17 protein-coding genes and 1 pseudogene are annotated in these 16,402 nt (G+C 71.1%); 8 read left to right on the top strand and 10 right to left on the bottom strand.

The window, feature by feature from the left end; translation table 11 throughout:
- Positions 1–370: 370 nt before the first annotated feature.
- A pseudogene (locus ACFPZJ_RS29895) lies at positions 371–1,350 on the bottom strand (alkaline phosphatase family protein); the annotation flags it as partial.
- 202 nt (positions 1,351–1,552) lie between these two features.
- On the opposite strand from ACFPZJ_RS29895, the gene ACFPZJ_RS29890 reads away from it, so the two are divergent.
- From ACFPZJ_RS29890 to ACFPZJ_RS29880, 3 genes are read left to right on the top strand one after another with little or no spacing between them, the layout of a single operon-like run.
- Positions 1,553–2,332 (top strand): hypothetical protein, encoded by a 780-nt coding sequence (locus ACFPZJ_RS29890; RefSeq protein ID WP_381028011.1) that lies wholly within the window; start codon positions 1,553–1,555, stop codon positions 2,330–2,332.
- A gap of 52 nt (positions 2,333–2,384) precedes the next feature.
- On the top strand, positions 2,385–2,750 hold the full coding sequence (locus ACFPZJ_RS29885; protein ID WP_381028009.1) for a phage holin family protein: 366 nt from the start codon (positions 2,385–2,387) through the stop codon (positions 2,748–2,750).
- Positions 2,726–3,424: a DUF3618 domain-containing protein gene (locus ACFPZJ_RS29880; RefSeq protein WP_381028006.1), complete on the top strand. Its 699-nt coding sequence runs from the start codon at positions 2,726–2,728 to the stop codon at positions 3,422–3,424. The genes ACFPZJ_RS29885 and ACFPZJ_RS29880 overlap by 25 nt, the downstream gene beginning before the upstream one ends.
- A gap of 4 nt (positions 3,425–3,428) precedes the next feature.
- Here ACFPZJ_RS29880 and ACFPZJ_RS29875 read toward each other — a convergent pair whose 3' ends face one another.
- Together ACFPZJ_RS29875 and ACFPZJ_RS29870 are read right to left on the bottom strand one after the other, a co-directional pair.
- Positions 3,429–5,453 (bottom strand): glycosyltransferase family 2 protein, encoded by a 2,025-nt coding sequence (locus ACFPZJ_RS29875; protein ID WP_381028004.1) that lies wholly within the window; start codon positions 5,451–5,453, stop codon positions 3,429–3,431.
- 379 nt (positions 5,454–5,832) lie between these two features.
- Positions 5,833–6,087 (bottom strand): DUF3072 domain-containing protein, encoded by a 255-nt coding sequence (locus tag ACFPZJ_RS29870; RefSeq protein WP_381028001.1) that lies wholly within the window; start codon positions 6,085–6,087, stop codon positions 5,833–5,835.
- 222 nt (positions 6,088–6,309) lie between these two features.
- On the opposite strand from ACFPZJ_RS29870, the gene ACFPZJ_RS29865 reads away from it, so the two are divergent.
- Entirely contained in the window at positions 6,310–7,290 is a 981-nt protein-coding gene (locus ACFPZJ_RS29865) for an alpha/beta fold hydrolase (protein WP_381027998.1), read from the top strand.
- Positions 7,291–7,329: 39 nt separating this feature from the next.
- On the opposite strand, the gene ACFPZJ_RS29860 is transcribed toward ACFPZJ_RS29865, so the two are convergent.
- From ACFPZJ_RS29860 to ACFPZJ_RS29845, 4 genes are all read right to left on the bottom strand, one after another.
- Complete coding sequence (locus ACFPZJ_RS29860; protein WP_461097246.1) at positions 7,330–7,530, bottom strand: helix-turn-helix domain-containing protein; 201 nt, start codon at positions 7,528–7,530, stop codon at positions 7,330–7,332.
- 110 nt (positions 7,531–7,640) lie between these two features.
- Positions 7,641–9,140 (bottom strand): serine/threonine-protein kinase, encoded by a 1,500-nt coding sequence (locus ACFPZJ_RS29855; protein WP_381027993.1) that lies wholly within the window; start codon positions 9,138–9,140, stop codon positions 7,641–7,643.
- A gap of 216 nt (positions 9,141–9,356) precedes the next feature.
- Positions 9,357–10,085, bottom strand: a complete 729-nt coding sequence (locus ACFPZJ_RS29850; protein WP_381027990.1) for a GAF and ANTAR domain-containing protein — start codon at positions 10,083–10,085, stop codon at positions 9,357–9,359.
- Positions 10,086–10,265: 180 nt separating this feature from the next.
- Entirely contained in the window at positions 10,266–10,772 is a 507-nt protein-coding gene (locus ACFPZJ_RS29845) for an ATP-binding protein (RefSeq protein ID WP_381027987.1), read from the bottom strand.
- A gap of 219 nt (positions 10,773–10,991) precedes the next feature.
- On the opposite strand from ACFPZJ_RS29845, the gene ACFPZJ_RS29840 reads away from it, so the two are divergent.
- On the top strand, positions 10,992–11,606 hold the full coding sequence (locus tag ACFPZJ_RS29840; RefSeq protein ID WP_381027984.1) for a dihydrofolate reductase family protein: 615 nt from the start codon (positions 10,992–10,994) through the stop codon (positions 11,604–11,606).
- Positions 11,607–11,731: 125 nt separating this feature from the next.
- On the opposite strand, the gene ACFPZJ_RS29835 is transcribed toward ACFPZJ_RS29840, so the two are convergent.
- Positions 11,732–12,493: a ZIP family metal transporter gene (locus ACFPZJ_RS29835; protein WP_381027981.1), complete on the bottom strand. Its 762-nt coding sequence runs from the start codon at positions 12,491–12,493 to the stop codon at positions 11,732–11,734.
- Between the two features lie 58 nt (positions 12,494–12,551).
- On the bottom strand, positions 12,552–12,788 hold the full coding sequence (locus ACFPZJ_RS29830) for a hypothetical protein (RefSeq protein WP_381027978.1): 237 nt from the start codon (positions 12,786–12,788) through the stop codon (positions 12,552–12,554).
- A 435-nt stretch (positions 12,789–13,223) separates the two neighbouring features.
- Between ACFPZJ_RS29830 and ACFPZJ_RS29825 the strand changes: the two genes are divergently transcribed.
- A complete protein-coding gene (locus tag ACFPZJ_RS29825; RefSeq protein ID WP_381027976.1) occupies positions 13,224–13,967 on the top strand; it encodes an SOS response-associated peptidase in 744 nt (247 codons plus the stop codon).
- Positions 13,968–14,145: 178 nt separating this feature from the next.
- Here the strand turns inward: ACFPZJ_RS29825 and ACFPZJ_RS29820 are convergent, their stop codons facing one another.
- Complete coding sequence (locus ACFPZJ_RS29820) at positions 14,146–14,730, bottom strand: TetR/AcrR family transcriptional regulator (RefSeq protein ID WP_381027973.1); 585 nt, start codon at positions 14,728–14,730, stop codon at positions 14,146–14,148.
- A 210-nt stretch (positions 14,731–14,940) separates the two neighbouring features.
- On the opposite strand from ACFPZJ_RS29820, the gene ACFPZJ_RS29815 reads away from it, so the two are divergent.
- Together ACFPZJ_RS29815 and ACFPZJ_RS29810 are read left to right on the top strand one after the other, a co-directional pair.
- Positions 14,941–15,372 carry a tautomerase family protein gene (locus ACFPZJ_RS29815; protein ID WP_381027970.1) on the top strand — a complete coding sequence of 144 codons (432 nt, stop codon included), beginning with the start codon at positions 14,941–14,943 and terminating at the stop codon, positions 15,370–15,372.
- The gene (locus ACFPZJ_RS29810; protein ID WP_381027967.1) at positions 15,365–16,375 is read left to right on the top strand and encodes a zinc-dependent alcohol dehydrogenase; all 1,011 of its coding nucleotides are present in this window, start codon (positions 15,365–15,367) and stop codon (positions 16,373–16,375) included. Before ACFPZJ_RS29815 ends, ACFPZJ_RS29810 begins: the two co-directional genes overlap by 8 nt.
- Positions 16,376–16,402 lie beyond the last annotated feature (27 nt).

Genomic DNA, 16,402 nt, shown 5'->3' with positions numbered 1-16,402 from the left:
GCCGGGACCCGGCCGGGGCGCTCGTCACGGGCAGCCGAACAGGACAACGCCGCTGTCCGCCCCACACCTGTCAGGGCCTGAGCGTAAGCAGCCGACAGCAGGCGGGGCGGACGGTTTGGGCTGGTATTGACCGGCCCGTCGGCGAGATATTCCGATGGGCTGACGCTTCGGATACCTCCGACCGCTGAGCGCCAGTGCGCCGCAGGGGGCGTGCCCTTCGCTCGGGAACGCGCGGCGGGCTGCTGCCCCGCCGCAGGCGCCGCGGGCACGCGGTGGGTACGCATCACCGCGACGAGGCACAGCAGGGGCAGAAGCAGCGCGAGCGCCACCGTGCCGAGGAACCGGCCGAGCCGGAAGTCACCGGCGGCGCGAGGCGTGATGACGCCCCGCGACGGCGCAGGGCGAACGCGACGGTCGCCGTGCCGGCGGTCAGCAGCCCGGCGGCGAGGGCGACCGGCAGGGCAGGGGAGGCGGAGCCGGTGTCGGCCACGTTCCGCGCGGCGAGGTCCTGGACGTACGGGGCGTACGGAGCCCGGGCCGAGACGGACACGGCGGTGCGGGTGTGGTGCGGGATGTCCTTGACCGACCGCACCGAGCCGTCCTGGTTCAGCAGCACCTGCTTGTCGTTGGGGTGCCGGAAGTCGAACATGTGGGTGAGGGTGCCGGCCCGCTGGTCGAAGGAGGCGTCGCCGATGCGGCCGGCGTGCCAGTTGTCCTCGATGAACCGGGTGATCGACGCCTGCTCGGTGGCGGTGCGGTCGACCGTGTCGACCCTGCTGTACGGGGAGATGACCAGCAGCGGCTGCCGGGTCCTGACCGCAGCGGTCCGGGTAGCCGCCCGCTGCGGCCGGGCCGGACTGGCAAGCGGGGCTGTCGAGAGCATGGCCGTCGGAGCCGAGGGTTGAGTCGGTGGAGCCGTTGAGCACCTTCGAGGTGACGTGGTCGTACCAGCCGTCGGAGTCCTCGTGGGCGACCACGACCGCGGTGGACTTCCACTCGGGCGACCCGGGCGTCCGGGGAGACGACGGTGTACGGGTCGGGGGTGCCGGTCTGCTCGGGGTCCTCGGTGCCGGAGGCCGGGTCGACGGATACCACGCCGTGCGTCTGGCCGGAGACCAGGCTGAGGGTGCCGGGGGTGTAGGGGCCGTAGGCCGAGCTGAAGGAGCGGTCGTTGAGGGTGTAGTGCTGGGCGTAGTTCCACAGCGCGGTGACGGTGTTGCCGTCGTAGTAGTCCATCACCAGGCCGGGTTCGCCGAACAGGCCGGTGCACTTGCTGCCTTCGGTGTTCTCGACGCACATGTCGGCCTTGCCGCCGCCGGCGGCGTACTGCTCGGGCCCGCGTGACCGGTTGGGAGACGACTGCTCCCGCAATGCGAGCTCGAGCTCACGGCTATCGCGGGACGGAAGACGAGAGCCGGTGCGGGCACGGACCCCGCTGGAAAAATCGGGATGCGGACTTTTCTTCTCTGATGTGTGTGAATCGGCACAAAACAGTCACTCGTGCATCAAAGAGACGAACGCATGAACGAGGTGCTCCGAGGAGGAGTGGCTGATGAGTGAATCAGTCCAGGGCAACGCGACCAGGTTGCAGCAGACCGGCGAGACAGCCAGGGCACAGGCGTCGGCCATGGCCGACGAGACGAAGCAGGCCACCGGCCAGGTCGCGGGAACCGCCGCGGAGCAGGCCAAGGCCGTGGCGGGACAGGCGCGGCAGCAAGCCGGCGTGGCCGTCAGCGACCTGCGCGGCCGAGTGGTGAACGAGGCCGACCAGCAGACCAGGCGGGCGGCCGGGACGCTGCGCCAGTGGGCGGACGACCTGGCCGGACTGGCCGAGAAGGCACAGGGCGACTCACCCGCCCGCGGTCTTGCCTCCCAGGCGGCCGACGGCGGGCACCGGGCGGCCGACTACCTGGAGAAGCAGGGAGTCGAGGGCCTGGTCTCCGATGTGCAGGACTTCGCCCGCCGCCGCCCCGGCGTGTTCCTGGGCGGTGCCCTGCTGGCCGGCCTGGCCGTCGGACGGATGGCGAAGGTGGCGGGCAAGGCCGGTCAGGCCTCCGCAACGGGACAGCAGGGGGACGGAACAGGACAGCAGGCAACGCCCGGGACTGCGGAGCAGCCCGCGCTGGGAGAGCAGACCTCTCCGCCGCTGCCGCCCGGCCCAGTGCCCGACGCCGCGCGGACGCCACAGCCCGGTCCCGCGCCGTACGCCACGCAGTCGCCACCTGTGGCTCCACCCCCACCGCCGCAGGTGCCGCCGGCCGCCCCCTACGTCCCGCCGTCCGCCGGCACGCCGCCGGGCGGTGCGCCGGGCCGTCCCTCCCCGGAGGTGTGAGGTGACCTCGATCCCCTCCACTCCCGCGGAGTCGCAGGGCCGGGACAGGTCCGTGGGCGAGCTGCTGTCAGCCGTGACCTCGGATGTCCAGACCCTGTTCCACCAAGAGGTCGAACTGGCCAAGACCGAGGTCAGGCAGGAGGCCACCAAGGCGGGCAAGGCGGCCGGCATGTACGGCGGCGCCGGGTTCGCCGGCTACATGATGCTCCTGTTCCTGTCGCTGGCCGCCGTGCTGGGGCTGGCCAACGTGATCGACGGGGGCTGGGCCTCCCTGATCGTCGCCGCGGTGTGGGCCGTGGTCGCGGCTGTGCTGTACCAGCGGGGCCGCACCCGGATGCGCACCGTGACGCCGAAGCCCGAGCACACGCTCGAAACACTCAAGGAGGATGCGCAATGGGCACGTCACCCGACCAGTTGAGGGCCGAGATCGGTGCCACGCGGGACCGCCTCTCCGCGGACGTCAACCAGCTCGCGGACCGGGCGAGCCCTCGCCGTATGGTGCGCCGCCGCCGCGCCAGGATGCGCGGTGCCGTCTCCGGCATGCGGGAACGGGTCATGGGAACCGCCTCGCACACCGCCCACGGGGTGAAGAGCAGTGCCCAGTCCGCGGCCGGTTCGCTGCAGGAAGGCACCCAGCAGGTGGCCGACACGGCGCGCGACGCGGCCGGTCAGGCCCGCGACGTGGCAGGTCAGGCGGGTGAAGCGGTGCGCCAGGCGCCCGAGCAGGCGATGCGCCGGACCCAGGGCAATCCGCTGGCCGCGGGTCTGATCGCCTTCGGTGCCGGCATGCTGGCGTCCTCCTTGCTGCCCACCTCGCAGGCCGAGGAGGAGAAGGCCACCGACCTGATGCAACGCGGTGGCGAGGCACTGGAGCCGGTGAGGCAGGCAGCCCTCGATTCCGCGCAGACCCTGAAGGAAGGCGCGAAGGAGGTCGCGCAGAGCGCGGCGCAGGAGGTGAAGGACACCGCCACGGAAGCCGCCCGTACCACCCAGGAGGAGGCCCGGAACCAGGCCGGACGGGTGACGGACCAGGCCCGCGACTCGGGCAGGCAGGTCACCGACGAGGCCCGGCAGCAACAAGGCCCCGCCTGACGAATCACCGGTGGCTTCGCCGCTCGCGGCGGACGGCGCGCGGCCCGAGCCGACGGCGAAGGGCCGCGCCCAGCCTCACGGGAGCCACCCGTAGGACGAGAACTTCCTCCCGCCCCCGCGTCAGGGGCGTCGCGTAGTAGGGGCGTCCGAGTCGCCGTGCGCGGAACCAGTGCGTCCCCGTGACCGCATCCAGAGGCGGAACAGCTGCCTGTTCGTTCTGCCGGCGCAGAGCAATGGTCCACTGGCCGGGACGGAGTCGGCGGACGGGCAGTCTGGCGGTGAAAAGGATCCGGTCCCGGTCTTCGTCCGGTGAGCACCGCACGGGCACCTCGTAGACCGAGCCGGAAGTGTCCTCGGCGCGCAGTGTCATCGCTCCGGGCCGGGACGTGGCCTGTCCGGTCAGGAAGCCACTGACGATCAGCTGGCCGCGGGCGGTCGGGTCCCAGGCGGTCCTCGTGACCCGGCAGGCTCGGCCGAGCGCGCTCTCGGCCTGCCGGACGTGCAGGGAGAAGCCGCCGTGCGGAGTGAAGAAGGGCCGTACGAGCACCTGCCCCTGCCCGGCAGCCCTGCCGCCGAGGGCGCGCTCGGGTGGAGCGGTGCCGCTGCCGTCGCCGCCGGTGGCTGTCCGCCGGAGCCTGACCGTACGGCTGACCCCCTGCGCGCGCACGTCCAGCACGAGGTCCCAGACGCCGAGACCCAGGGGTTGACCGCCGGCCACCGTGCGCAGGTCGACGTCGACCTCGAAGCCGGCCCTGGCGTAACGGCCCTCGCCGGGCAGGTCCGCACGGGTGCGGGCGGTCACGGGCAGGCGGATGTCGGGGTGGGCGAGACCGCGACGGCGCACGATCAGCTGGGTGTCCGGTTCGGCGGTGGCGACGTGCTCGATGTAGGCGTGCCCCGACAACCGCAGCACCCCGCCGTCCCCGTGCCATGCCGCTTCGGCCAGTTCCGTGCGGACGGGGAGACGATCCGTGGCGTCGAAACAGACGTCGGGGACGGCCTTGGCGGGATCGCGGAAGTAGGGGTGGCACCAGTAGACGCGGCCCTTGTCGACCAGATACCCGCGCCCGGCGTCCTCCTTCCTGTTGCGCGCCACAGCCATGACGTCGTCGTAGCGGTCGGCGCGCAAAAGATGGATCAGCAGACGGTCGGGCGGGGAGAGCTGCTGGAAGACCCCGTCCGTCACATAGGACAGCGCCCAGCTCCGGAACTCCGGGTAGAAACGCTCGCGGGCCTGCTGTTCGTTCTCCTGCGGAAGCAGGGCGCGCAGTGGGCCGCACAGTTCCCATTCCACATGGCGGCGCATGATCCGGTCCCGCCGGGGGCCCGGTTCGACATAGCGGGCGACGGTCTGGAAACACAGCCGGGTGCCGTCCATACGGTGGGTCAGGGCGGCGGCGGTGAGAGTGAGGTTCTCCCCGGAGCGGCGGTTGCGGACGTAGTAGCAGTCATAGTCGGCCACGACGGAAATACCGTCGGCATTGAGGTAGGCGGCTGCCGTGAACGGCTTGTCCTCGCAGTTGCGGTACGGCGGGAATCTCAGGTGCAGTCGTTCGATGAGCGAGCGGCGGAACAGCTTCCAGCAGCCCAGGGTGCGGTAGGCGTCGGACGAGAAGACATCGGTCCGGGGCTGGTTGTGCCGGAAGGCGGCGGTGGGGACCGCGCGCCCTCCCACGGACACCATCTTGCCCAGCACGACGTCGGTCCCGTTCTCGTCCGCCATCGCGACCATGCGGCGCAGCGCGTCCGGCCCCAGGTAGTCGTCGGAGTCGAGGAAGAAGACATAGTCGCCCGTGGCGAGGTCCAGCCCTGTGTTGCGCGGGCCTCCGGCACCTCCGCTGTTGGCCTGGTGCACCACGCGCAGGGCAGGGCATGCGCGCGCCAGCCTGTCGAGCTCGGCACCCGTGCCGTCGGTCGACCCGTCGTCGATGGCGATGATCTCGATCTTGTCCAGCCCGAGCGTCTGCTCCATGGCGGAGGTCACGCACGCGGTCAGCTCCGGCATGGAGTTGTAGGCCGGAATGATCACACTGACACGGGGAGCATCCGTACGGGGCGGCATGGCGACTCCCAAATCACCGGGGGCGGCGTTCAACAGGGACGAATTCAGGCGCGCACATACGACGTGGAGGCGAAGAACCACACGCAGTCACACCGTAGATTCGTCGACGCCCACTCGCCCGTCCGCAGTCACCGCGGCGTATGCGGAGAGCCGCATCACGGGTGCCGCTGCCAAGGCCGCAAAGGCAATCCGCCGTGTGCGTGTCCAACGCGACTGATCTGCGGCCCTTACGCCGCCCGAGTGACCGGGGAGAACCGGGTAAACCGTGCGGCAGCCGAAGGCCGGAAGTCGAGAGCCGAAAGCCCGGGGCTTGAAAGCCCAGAGCCGAGCGCTTCCTTTTCGAGCCTCAGATTCCGTTCTCGTCGGCGGGCCGGGTTTCCCGCGCCCCTGCCCCTCCCTGTGCTTCCGCCCCTCCGGTGCGGGGCGAAGCCTGCTGCAAACGGTCGATCATCCGGGACGCCTCAGCCTTGGTGAGGCCCTGCGGAACCTCCTCACCCGCCTCACGGGCCAACGTGCGCAGATAACTCAGCTGCGGACCGGTGGCCGGTTCGTCGCCGGTGGCCCAGTCCTCCACGTCCTTGGCTGGATTCGATTCACTCATGGCCTACGACTACCCCATTTCCGCTGCCGTCTCCACGCAGGAAAGCACAGCGGTATCCCGGAACGGAGCCGGGTGACCGGCCGGACAACGCTTTGCAGGAACAGCAAAAAGGCTGGCTTCCGCGCAGCGTCCGCAGCATGATCGGCACCGGGCTGCGGGCAAGGGACACGGACGGACGCCGTCGACCGTGGCTCCCGCGGGCCGGACGGACTCGGAGGACTCATGCCGCTGCACGCCACGGACGTCACTCACCGCCTGGTCTCCTCACCGGCAGGCCGCATCCACCTGGTGGAGCAGGGAACCGGACCGCTGGTACTGCTCGTCCACGGCTTCCCCGAGTCCTGGTACTCCTGGCGTCACCAACTACCCGTTCTGGCCGCCGCCGGCTATCGTGCCGTCGCCATCGACGTCCGCGGCTACGGCCGCTCCTCCCGGCCCGCTGACACGGCCGCATACCGGATGATCGACCTGGTGGAGGACAACGTCGCGGTGGTGCGTGCCCTCGGCGAGGAGTCGGCCGTGATCGTCGGCCACGACTGGGGCGCCACGACAGCCGCCAACTCCGCCCTGATCAGACCGGATGTCTTCCGCGCGGTGGGGCTGCTCAGCGTCCCCTACACACCACGCGGCGGACCCCGGCCCAGCGACGTCTTCGCCACCCTGGGCGGGGACGAGGAGTTCTACGTCTCGTACTTCCAACAGCCGGGCCGCGCCGAGGCCGAGATGGAACCCGACGTGCGCGGCTGGCTGGCGGGCTTCTACGCCTCTCTGTCCGGGGACACCATGTCCGGGCCGGGGGTCCCGGACCCGCACTTCGTCAGCAGGGGCGGGCTGCTGCGTGACCGGTTCCCCGCCGGCCGGTCGCCCGCCTGGCTCGGCGAGGCCGACCTGGACTTCTACGCAGGCGAGTTCGAGCGCACCGGCATGACCGGGGCGCTCAACCGGTATCGGAACATGGACCGCGACTGGGACGACCTGGCCGACTTCGACGGGGCGCCCGTCACCCAGCCGTCGCTGTTCATCGGCGGCCGCCTGGACGCCTCCACGACGTGGCTTGCCGACGCGATCGACGCCTACCCCGTGACGCTGCCCGGGCTGGTCTCCTCCCACGTCCTCGACAACTGCGGCCACTGGATCCAGCAGGAGCGCCCCGCCGAGGTCAACCGGATCCTCACCGACTGGCTGGCCGCCCTGCCCGGCTGACGCCCCCCCGGGGGTGACGGTGGTGTCCGTCGCGGTCACTCATCGGCTGCCGACCCGAGTGTCACCGCCTCGGCTGCGCAGGCTGACGCCCGCCTCGGTGAGCACGCGGTGGACGAACCCGTAGGACCGCCCGTGATCTTCGGCGATGGCTCGGATCGACCGGCCGCGCTGGTACTGCTCCTTCATGGTCTCGGCGAGCCTCTTGCGTGCCGTGCCGGTGATCCACTTGCCCTTGCTCACCATGGGTCTCCTTCCAGCGACCGATGCGGAACCTGATCACCGACTGCCCCGAGCGCCGCCTTCCGCACCTGACTCGGCAGGCGATTGCGGGGACAGATGGACCGGTCCGGTCAGCGATGTCCGGGCGCCTGAGCCGCACGCTGCTTTCCGCGTTTGCCTGACTTCGGCGTGTCCTGGTTCTTCGACGTCTGCGGCTCTGCCGCGGCCTTGTCGTTCTTCCCCGGCTGGAGCTGGGGATCCGCTGCGTCGGGCTCGGAGCTGGTCGCGGTGTACTCGCGATCCGTGCCGCTCACCTGAGGGGTGCGGGACGGGAGCGCGGCAGCGGCAGGCGTGGTCGAGATCCGCGTCGGACGTTCCTTGTCGCCCGCGCTCTTCTTCTGCCTCGGCGGCGTGCTCGACGGCTCCGTGGCCGGAGCGGTCGTCCTGGGGCCGTCGGGGCCTGATGCCGCGTCGGCACCGCTCCCGGAGAGATCCCCGAGGGAGCCGGTCAAGGTGGCGCCGAGCAGCGTGGCCACCGCGGTGCCGACGGTGGCCATGGTGCGTCGGCTGGGCCGCCGTCCGCTTGAGGTGTGCTGCGCGCCCACTACGGTGCCTGACGTGGCAGAGCCGGGTGAGTCGGCCGGGCCTGCGGGGTCGGCCGGGTCGGCCGGCTCTGCGGGCGCGGCGGGGCGGGCCGGCTCCGCGGGCGCGGCGGGTGCGGGCGGGCCGACGTAGAGCGCTGGAGTGCGGCTCTGTGGCCTGCCCTCGGTCCACGCGCCGGACGGGAGCACAGGGGCCCTGCGCCCCCCGCCCAGGGACGACAGCACCTCGGCGCATGACCGGGCGTCGGGCCGATCGTGCTGTTCCAGGGCGGTCATGGCCTTCAGCAGGCGCGTGAGGTCGTGGCCGATGTGCGGAGGGAAGGACGGAGGACGGTGCAGTCGGGCGATCGCGGCTTCCAGCTGAGTGCCGTCGTATTCGAGGTCGCCCTTGAGGCACTCCAGCAGCGTCAGACCGAGGGCATAGATGTCGGCTGCCGGTCCGACGTGTTGGCCGAGGACCTGTTCGGGAGCCAGGTAGGCCGCGGTACCGATCAACGCGCCGCTCGCGGTGTGCGTCGTGCTGTCGATCAGCCGTGAAATGCCGAAGTCGGTCAGGCGCGGGGAACCGGTCGTGTCCATCAGGACGTTGGAGGGTTTGACGTCACGGTGGACCACCCCGGCGGCATGGACGTAGGCGAGCGCGTCGGCCAGGGCCGCGCCGAGCGTGCCGACTTCGGCCGGCTGAAGGCGACCGCGGGTGATGCGTTCGCGCAGGGTCGGGCCCTCGACGAGATCCATGATCAGGAAGGGCTCCCCCTTGTCCCGCCCCGCGTCGTACACGGTGACGAGCCCGGGATGCTGCAACCGGGCCAGCAGGATGCCTTCCTCGGTGAAGCGCTCCTCCGTCTGCGTGTCGCTGCTCGCGCGGAACACCTTCACCGCCACTGCCCGCCTGAGCCGGAGGTCGAACCCCTGGTGGACGTCGGCGGCGCCTCCTCTTCCCAGGAGGGCGTCCAGACGATACCGGCCTGCCAGCACCTTGCCGTGAAGGCGAGGCTCGGGTCCTGAGGCCCATGGGCGTACCGCCATTTGCTCCCCTTGTGACGAACGGTGTGATGAGGCCGGATCCACGATCCGGAGCAGACGATCGAGTTCCCCTCACTCCTCCTGTCATCCCAACGAACTCCGCCGCTCTCGGACGCGGAAGGTCCGCCGTTCGGCGGCATGGCGCCCGTCGGTCTCACAACGGGATACCGGCGGGCCGAGTCCCGGCCGACCGGAGCGATTAGGGGCGGGGAGCTGTGGTCAGGGACGGGGGCGCAACGGTGTGCCGCTGCCGGGCGGGCTGCCGCTGATGTCGGTGATCAGCCGGGCGCACAGGTCGCGGAGTTTGACGTTGCGGTGCTGGGAGGCCTTGCGCAGGATCGTGAAGGCCTCGTCGGCGGTGCAGCGCTGCTGCCCCATGATGACGCCGATGGCCTGGTCGATGATGCTGCGGGACTGCATGGCGGTTTCGAGGTCGGCGGCGTACTGCCGGGCGTCGGCGATGCGCTGGGCCAGGGCGATCGCTCCGGTGGCCTGGGCGGCCAGGGCACGCAGCCCGTTGCGGTCGGCCTCCGCGAAACCCAGGGGCTGGGGGAAGTAGACGTTGAGGGCGCCGGCGGTGTGGGTGTGGGCGGCGACCGGTACCGACAGCGAAGAGCGGGTGCCGGACGCGGCGGCATAGGCCGGGTAGGGGCCCCAGCGGTCGTCATCCAGCATGTCCGGGACCTCGATCTCCTTGCCCAGGCGCAGGCTCTCGAGACAGGGCCCGTCGTTCTGCCCGTACTGCGCCTCGTCCAGGGCCGGGCCGCTGGTGCCGGCGCTGACCACGGTCATGGGACGACCTTGACGTTCCAGAGTGATGCCGGAGCCGTCCGCGGTCGGTGAGAGGGCCAGCGCACTGTCGGCCATGGATTGGAGGAACTGTTCGAGAGTGTCGGTGCTCAGCAACAGGGACGTCACGTCCGGCACGTCAGGCGGCTGATCGCTCATGAAGGAGGTGTCCTTTGCCCGGGCGGCGGCCAGTGGTTGTCAGGGAAGGTCCGCCGAGGACCACGGAGTCCAGCCCACGGGGTCTCCCTCCAGCGGATCGGCCGTCCGCCATCGGAGGAAGCGGAACCGACGGCCACTGCTCCCTCCACTATGCCCCTGCCCGGGCGGCCGCCCAACCGCTCAAGAAAGGGAGCTGGACGGAGCCTCCCGGTGGACGGCGCCGATGTCGTCGTCCGGGGCCAGGCGCAGGTAGGCGGTGATCTGCTTGCGCGCATCGTGGAGGGTGACGACGACCCTGTCACTGACCGTGTGCACGAGGTGCAGTCCATGACCGCCGACGCGGCGCCGGTCGCTCTCCTCCACCGTCGGTTCGTCGGTGGAGGTGTCCCATACCGTGATGGCCAGTTCGTCACCGGACAACCGCAGGAGCAGCCCGCAAGGGCCGGGAGCATGCCGGATGGCGTTGGTGACCAGTTCGCTGACGACGATCTCGGAGTCCGGGACCAGGGGGGCCGGTCCGGGGGTGGTGCGGTCGGCAAGGGGGGCGTGGGCGAGAAAGGCGTGGAGGGCCTGGCGCGCGTCGAACGCGCGGGCCGCACCGTCGGCCCAGGCAGCGGCATAGCACAGCATGGCGTACTCGTCCGTGCCCTGCTCATCCGCCGCCTGCTGCTCAAGCGGGATGACCATACGAGGTTCTTTCGTTGTCTTCGCCCTTCTTGGGCGGGCTTGTCGCCATGCGTCTACCCGAGGACGGACCGCACACACCGGGGGGCTGCGTCTTTGCGCCGTGCCGTAACGGTCGATGGTCAGCATTCCGAGCGGAGTTCCGAGCGGATGTCGAATGCGCCGGTTCCCGATCGACGTGAGAGTGAAGGCAGTACATCCCCAGCTTCAGGAGCACCCATCGTGACCGTGACCGCGGACATGGCCATCTCCCTCGACGGCTACATCGCCGGCACCGACGTCTCCCTCGACAACCCGGGAGGCGACGGCGCCGAACCGCTCTTCGAGTGGATCCACAACCTGGCGAGCTGGCGGGAGCGCCAGGGCCTGACCGGCGGGGAGGACAACCGTGACTCCGAGCTGATGCGCGAGTGGTTCGACGCCACCGGCGCGGTGGTCATGGGGCGGACGATGTACGACACGGGGGAGGGGTTCTGGGGCGACAACCCGCCGTTCCGGGCGCCGGTCTTCGTGCTCACCCACCGCCCCCGGCCGACCCTGGTCAAAGAGGGCGGCACCACCTTCACCTTCGTCACCGACGGCATCCACAGCGCCCTCGACCAGGCGAAAGCCGCCGCAGGGGAGAGGAACGTCGACATCGCGGGCGGGGCGAGCACGGTGCGGCAGTACCTCAGGGAGGGGCTTGTCGACGAACTGCAGCTGCACGTCGTACCCGCCCTCCTCGGCGACGGGCTGCGGCTCTTCGAGGGTGTGGGCACCGGGCGGCGGAACCTGGAGCCGATCAGGGTGGTCGACACGCCCCTCGCCACACACCTGAAGTACCGCTTCGTGAAGTGACCCGGGCACGCAGAGGACCGGTCCCCGGCGCCCCGCTGGGAGACGCACGGCCAGGGCCCGGCCCCCTCCGCGCTACCGGCCCTGGCCCGCCCCGAAGCCCTCCGCGCCCGTATGTGACCGCGAGGTCAGGCGTGGGAGAGGGCGAAGGACACCAGGAAACCGCACACAGTGATCAGCCCGATGGCCAGGTGGGCGTCCTCGAACGCCTCGGGGATCATCGTGTCGGCGATCATGGCCAGGATCGCGCCGGCCGCCACCGCGGTGACCGCCGCGATCACGGCCGGGGAGAACGCTCCGACCACGGTGTAACCGAGGACGGCGGAGACGGTGCCGGCGGCGGCGATCGCCGCCCACACACCGAAGACGTACGCCTTGCCGCGCCCTGCCCGCTTCATCCCCGCGGAGCTGGACAGCCCCTCCGGGATGTTGCTGAGGAACACCGCCGCGACGGTCACCATGCTGACCGCCCCGCCGTCGAGCAGGCTGACCCCGATGACCGCCGACTCGGGAACACCGTCCAGCAGCCCTCCCAGCGCCAGCGCCGTCCCGGACCCGCCCTGCTCGGCCTCCGACGGCTGAGACTTCGCCGGCTGGTGGCCGGAGCGCTTGCGGTGCCGGGCCCCGCGGCCGGCCAGCCAGAGGTTGCCCACGGTGTAGGCGATCGCGCCGGCGAGCGTGCCCATCGCCGCCGGCGCGAGACCGGCCTGCTCGTACGCTTCACCGACCAGTTCGAACGAGACCGCCGACAGCAGCACCCCGGCGCCGAAAGCCATCACCGTCGCGATGACCTTCTGCGGCACTCGCAGTCCGTAACCGACCGTCGCACCGATGAGCAGCGCCGACCCCGACAACAGTCCCCACAGTCCCGCCTGCACCGCTTCTGCCATGCCGTGACCGGTACCCGGCGCTGTCCCGGTCAGACAGACACGGAAAAGGTGCTGTCCGCTAGGAGGCCTTGACGGTCGTGGTCCTCCAGCGTTCCCTCAGCCAGGCGCGCCAGCGGGTGGCCCGTCTGTCCGTGGGCGGCTGCCCCGTCGGGGAGGAGCCCGCCTCACGCAGCGCGGCGCACCAGGGGCAGTCGTCGATGACCGGGTCGTCGGCCGGCAGGTGATCGTCGCGGGTTCGGATGCCTGACAGGTACGGGTCTAGCGGTCGTCGCCTGTACTGCTTCCGGTTGGTCATCCGACGGCTCCATCTGTTGGGGGATCAGCGCACCCGACTCGTGGTGCGACAGCTCTCCGGCATACGTCCGGCGCGGCGGCACGGCGTCCCGCCGCACTCCGTTCGTCCGGCCGGCCCGTTCAGGGCTCCTCATGCTGGTGGATATGTCTACGCACCGGAAGGGGTGGCGCGGCCTGGCGATTAGGCCCGCGTCCGGGTGCGCGCCGCGCTTGCGCTCCAAGGCGTCGATCGCGCATGTGTTGGATCGCCACCATGGCGGCGTCGTCGCCCAGGCGCCCGGCGTACGGGCGAGGAGGTCGTCGCGCAGGTGCTTCGGCAGAGGCGATGCGAGGGGGCCGATTCCGAATACACCCGTCGAGCCCCTCCCGGCGACCGCCCGCCCGGGACAGGGTGCGCGGCCCGTCATCATGGGGGGCGCCGTGGCACAGTGGCGGTATGTGCGGCCGCTACGTCTCCACCCGCAGTCCGCAGGACCTGACCCGCCTCTTCGGCGTCACCGACTGGCGTCCCGACGAGACACTGGCGCCGAACTGGAACGTCGCCCCCACCGACGACGTCTACGCCGTCCTGGAGCGCACGCCACGGCGCAACGGCGACGGCGGCTCTGTGCGCAGGGTACTGACGCCGCTGCGGTGGGGCCTGGTGCCCTCCTGGGCCGAGGACCCGAAGATCGGCTCCCGCATGATCAACGCGCGCGTGGAGACGGTGCACAAGAAGCCCGCCTACCGCCGCGCGTTCGCCCGGCGCCGCTGCCTGCTCCCGGCCGACGGCTTCTACGAATGGACCCAGATCAAGGACCGGGACACCGGCAAGCCCCGCAAACAGCCGTACTTCATCCACCCCACCGACGGTGAGGTCATGGCGCTCGCCGGCCTGTACGAGTACTGGCGCAACCCGGAGATCAAGAACGACGACGATCCGGACGCCTGGCTGATGACCTGCACCCTCATCACGACCGAAGCCACCGACGCGGCCGGGCGCGTCCATCCCCGCATGCCGCTCGCCCTCAGCCCCGACCACTACGACGCATGGCTCGACCCCCACCGTGAGGACGCCGACGACCTGCGCGCCCTGCTCACCCAGCCCGCGGACGGCCACCTGAACGCCCGGCCCGTCTCGACGGCCGTGAACAACACCAGCAACAACAGCCCACACCTTCTGGACGAGGTCACCGCTTAGCTCGGTGGCGGGGGAGTCCACGGCGGGGCCCGCCGAACCGTCCACCGGCATGCTCCGGCGTCACGCACGGAAGCGGGCGCGCTGGTCATCGCCTCCGATCAGGAGACGGCTGGTGCGTACATCGACCGCGGACCCATCCCATCGGGCCCACGCATACTCCGACGCGGAAACGGCTCGGTCAGTCCTTGAGCGCCGTGCGGATGAGCGCCTGCAGTTGCTCGGCGGTGTGGTCCAGGGGCTGGATGCTGCGCTTGGCGCGGCACATGGCCACGGTGCCTTCAACAGCCGCGACGACGAGCGTCGCGAGTTGCGCCGCCCGCCCGGGCTCGGCGCCGTGCTCGCGCAGTGAGGCGGCCAGCAGTCCCTCCCACTCGGTGAAGACGTCGGCGGCGGCCGCCAGGGCGGTGGGTGTCTCGTCGACGGGCGGCTCCTCGATGGAGACGGCCAGGACGGGGCAGCCGGCCCTGAAGTCACTGTCCACGACGATGGTGCGCCACAGGGCGAGGAAGGCCCGCAGTCCGGCGACCGGCCCCGCCTCCAGCTCCTTGCGCAGACTGCGGGCGACCCACTGGCCCGTGTGGCGGACGGCCTCGGTGGCCAACTGCTGCTTGCCCTCGGGGAAGTAGTGGTACGTCGAGCCGAGCGGCGCCCGGGCGTGCCTGGCCGTCTCCCGGATGCTCGTCGCGTTCAGGCCGCGCCGACTGATCATGTCGGCCGCTCCGGCCACGATCCGCTCACGTGCCGTCGGGCTGGGCTTGGACACGTACGCGCTCCCTTCTGACCCCACTGGCTATAACGGTCGTCATAGTCTAGCGTGGCCTCCGCCTATAACGACTGTCATAGACCTGCCGTGCGCTCCTACGCCCTACTGCTGTGCCGACGTCCTGCCGCCGCAGCCAAGTGCCGCAGCCCGCGCCGCAGTTGTGTGCCGTCCGGCGGAAACGTACAAAGCGGAAACGAAAGAGGTACCCCCATGCCGATGATCCGGCTCACGGCCCCGGTCGGCGCCCTGACCGAAGCCGGTCGCCATAACATCCAGCGCGACCTCGCCGCGGTGCTGCTGCGCTGGGAAGGCGCACCCGACACGGCGTTCTTCCGCGCCCAGGCCTGGAGCCACCTCGTCGAACTGCCGGAAGGCGCCCAGGTCACCGCCGAGGACGACGCGCCGCGTTTCCTGGTCGAGGTCACCGTCCCCCACGGTGCCCTGTCCGAGCGCCGCAAGGCGGGCCTCGTCGAGGAGGCGACGAAGACGGTCCTGTCCGCCGCCGGACTCACCCCGGACGACGCCCTGCGGGTGTGGGTGCTGGTGCACGAACAGCCCGACGGCACCTGGGGCGCGGGCGGAGCCGTCATCCGCTACGCCGACCTGGTGGCGCTGGCGAAGGGGGAGCGGGGCCGTGCGTGAACTGACCTACGTCGCACGGCGCACCGTCGAGTGGCGCGAGGTGCCCGACCCGAAGATCCAGTCCGGCCAGGAGGCGATCGTCGCCCCGGTGGCCGCCACCCCCTGCGACGTCGACTCCTCGATCCTGGCCGGCCACGGCTTCATCGAACCGCCCTTCGCCCTCGGCCACGAGTGCGTCGCCAAGGTCGTGGAGACCGGCGACGCCGTCACCACCGTCGCCCCCGGCGACCTCGTCGTCGTCCCCTGGTCCATCAACTGCGGCACCTGCGACCGCTGCCGGGCCGGGCTGACCGCGCACTGCACCGCGGTGCCCTACATGGCGATGTACGGGGCGCCGATCGGCGGCAGTTGGGGCGGACTCTTCTCCGACCTGGTCCGCGTGCCCTACGCCGACGCCATGCTCGTACCGCTGCCCACCGGCCTCGACCCGGTCGCGATGGCGTCGGCCAGCGACAACTGGTCCCTGGCCTGGCGCCTGATCGCTCCCCACCTCAAGGCCCGCCCCGGAGCACGGGTCCTGGTCGTCGCGCGCGGCAGCATCGGACTGTACGTGTGCGACATCGCCCGCGCGCTCGGCGCCTCCGACGTGCTCTACGTCGACCCGGACCCCGAACACCGCGCGTTGGCACGCGGGTTCGGAGCCTCCACCGCCGACGCCCGGGAGCCGATCCGGCAGGGCTTCGACATCGCCGTCGAGGCCACCGGCCGCGTCGACCAGCTCGCCCTGGCCGTCAAGTGCCTGAGACCGGAGGGGATGTGCGAGTCGGCGGGCAACCACTTCCGCCCCGGCGAGCTGCCGCTGCTCGACATGTACCTCACCGGCGTCACCCTGCGCATCGCCCGGGACAACGTACGCGCCCACATCCCCGACGCCCTCCAACTGGCCGCCTCCGGCAAGGTCGCACCGGAGAAGGTGGTCTCCCACGTCATCGACTGGGAGGACCTGCCGACCGCGCTGCCGGAGAAGCACCTCAAGCCGGTCTTCGTCCGGTCCGACGGCTGACCCGCCGGACTGCTTCCCACCCTCCCA

Origin of the sequence: Streptomyces bullii (assembly GCF_042657145.1) — a bacterium.
GTDB classification, from domain to species: Bacteria; Actinomycetota; Actinomycetes; order Streptomycetales; family Streptomycetaceae; genus Streptomyces; species Streptomyces bullii.
This window is presented reverse-complemented; position numbering and strand designations above follow the sequence as displayed.

What these genes read in the sequence shown, in the direction of transcription:
- ACFPZJ_RS29890 (WP_381028011.1), top strand. Translation starts at nt 1,553, where the DNA reads ATGAGTGAATCAGTCCAGGGCAACGCGACCAGGTTGCAGCAGACCGGC.
- ACFPZJ_RS29880 (WP_381028006.1), top strand. Translation starts at nt 2,726, where the DNA reads ATGGGCACGTCACCCGACCAGTTGAGGGCCGAGATCGGTGCCACGCGG.
- ACFPZJ_RS29870 (WP_381028001.1), bottom strand. Translation starts at nt 6,087, where the DNA reads ATGAGTGAATCGAATCCAGCCAAGGACGTGGAGGACTGGGCCACCGGC.
- ACFPZJ_RS29865 (WP_381027998.1), top strand. Translation starts at nt 6,310, where the DNA reads ATGCCGCTGCACGCCACGGACGTCACTCACCGCCTGGTCTCCTCACCG.
- ACFPZJ_RS29855 (WP_381027993.1), bottom strand. Translation starts at nt 9,140, where the DNA reads ATGGCGGTACGCCCATGGGCCTCAGGACCCGAGCCTCGCCTTCACGGC.
- ACFPZJ_RS29850 (WP_381027990.1), bottom strand. Translation starts at nt 10,085, where the DNA reads ATGAGCGATCAGCCGCCTGACGTGCCGGACGTGACGTCCCTGTTGCTG.
- ACFPZJ_RS29845 (WP_381027987.1), bottom strand. Translation starts at nt 10,772, where the DNA reads ATGGTCATCCCGCTTGAGCAGCAGGCGGCGGATGAGCAGGGCACGGAC.
- ACFPZJ_RS29835 (WP_381027981.1), bottom strand. Translation starts at nt 12,493, where the DNA reads ATGGCAGAAGCGGTGCAGGCGGGACTGTGGGGACTGTTGTCGGGGTCG.
- ACFPZJ_RS29830 (WP_381027978.1), bottom strand. Translation starts at nt 12,788, where the DNA reads ATGACCAACCGGAAGCAGTACAGGCGACGACCGCTAGACCCGTACCTG.
- ACFPZJ_RS29825 (WP_381027976.1), top strand. Translation starts at nt 13,224, where the DNA reads ATGTGCGGCCGCTACGTCTCCACCCGCAGTCCGCAGGACCTGACCCGC.
- ACFPZJ_RS29815 (WP_381027970.1), top strand. Translation starts at nt 14,941, where the DNA reads ATGCCGATGATCCGGCTCACGGCCCCGGTCGGCGCCCTGACCGAAGCC.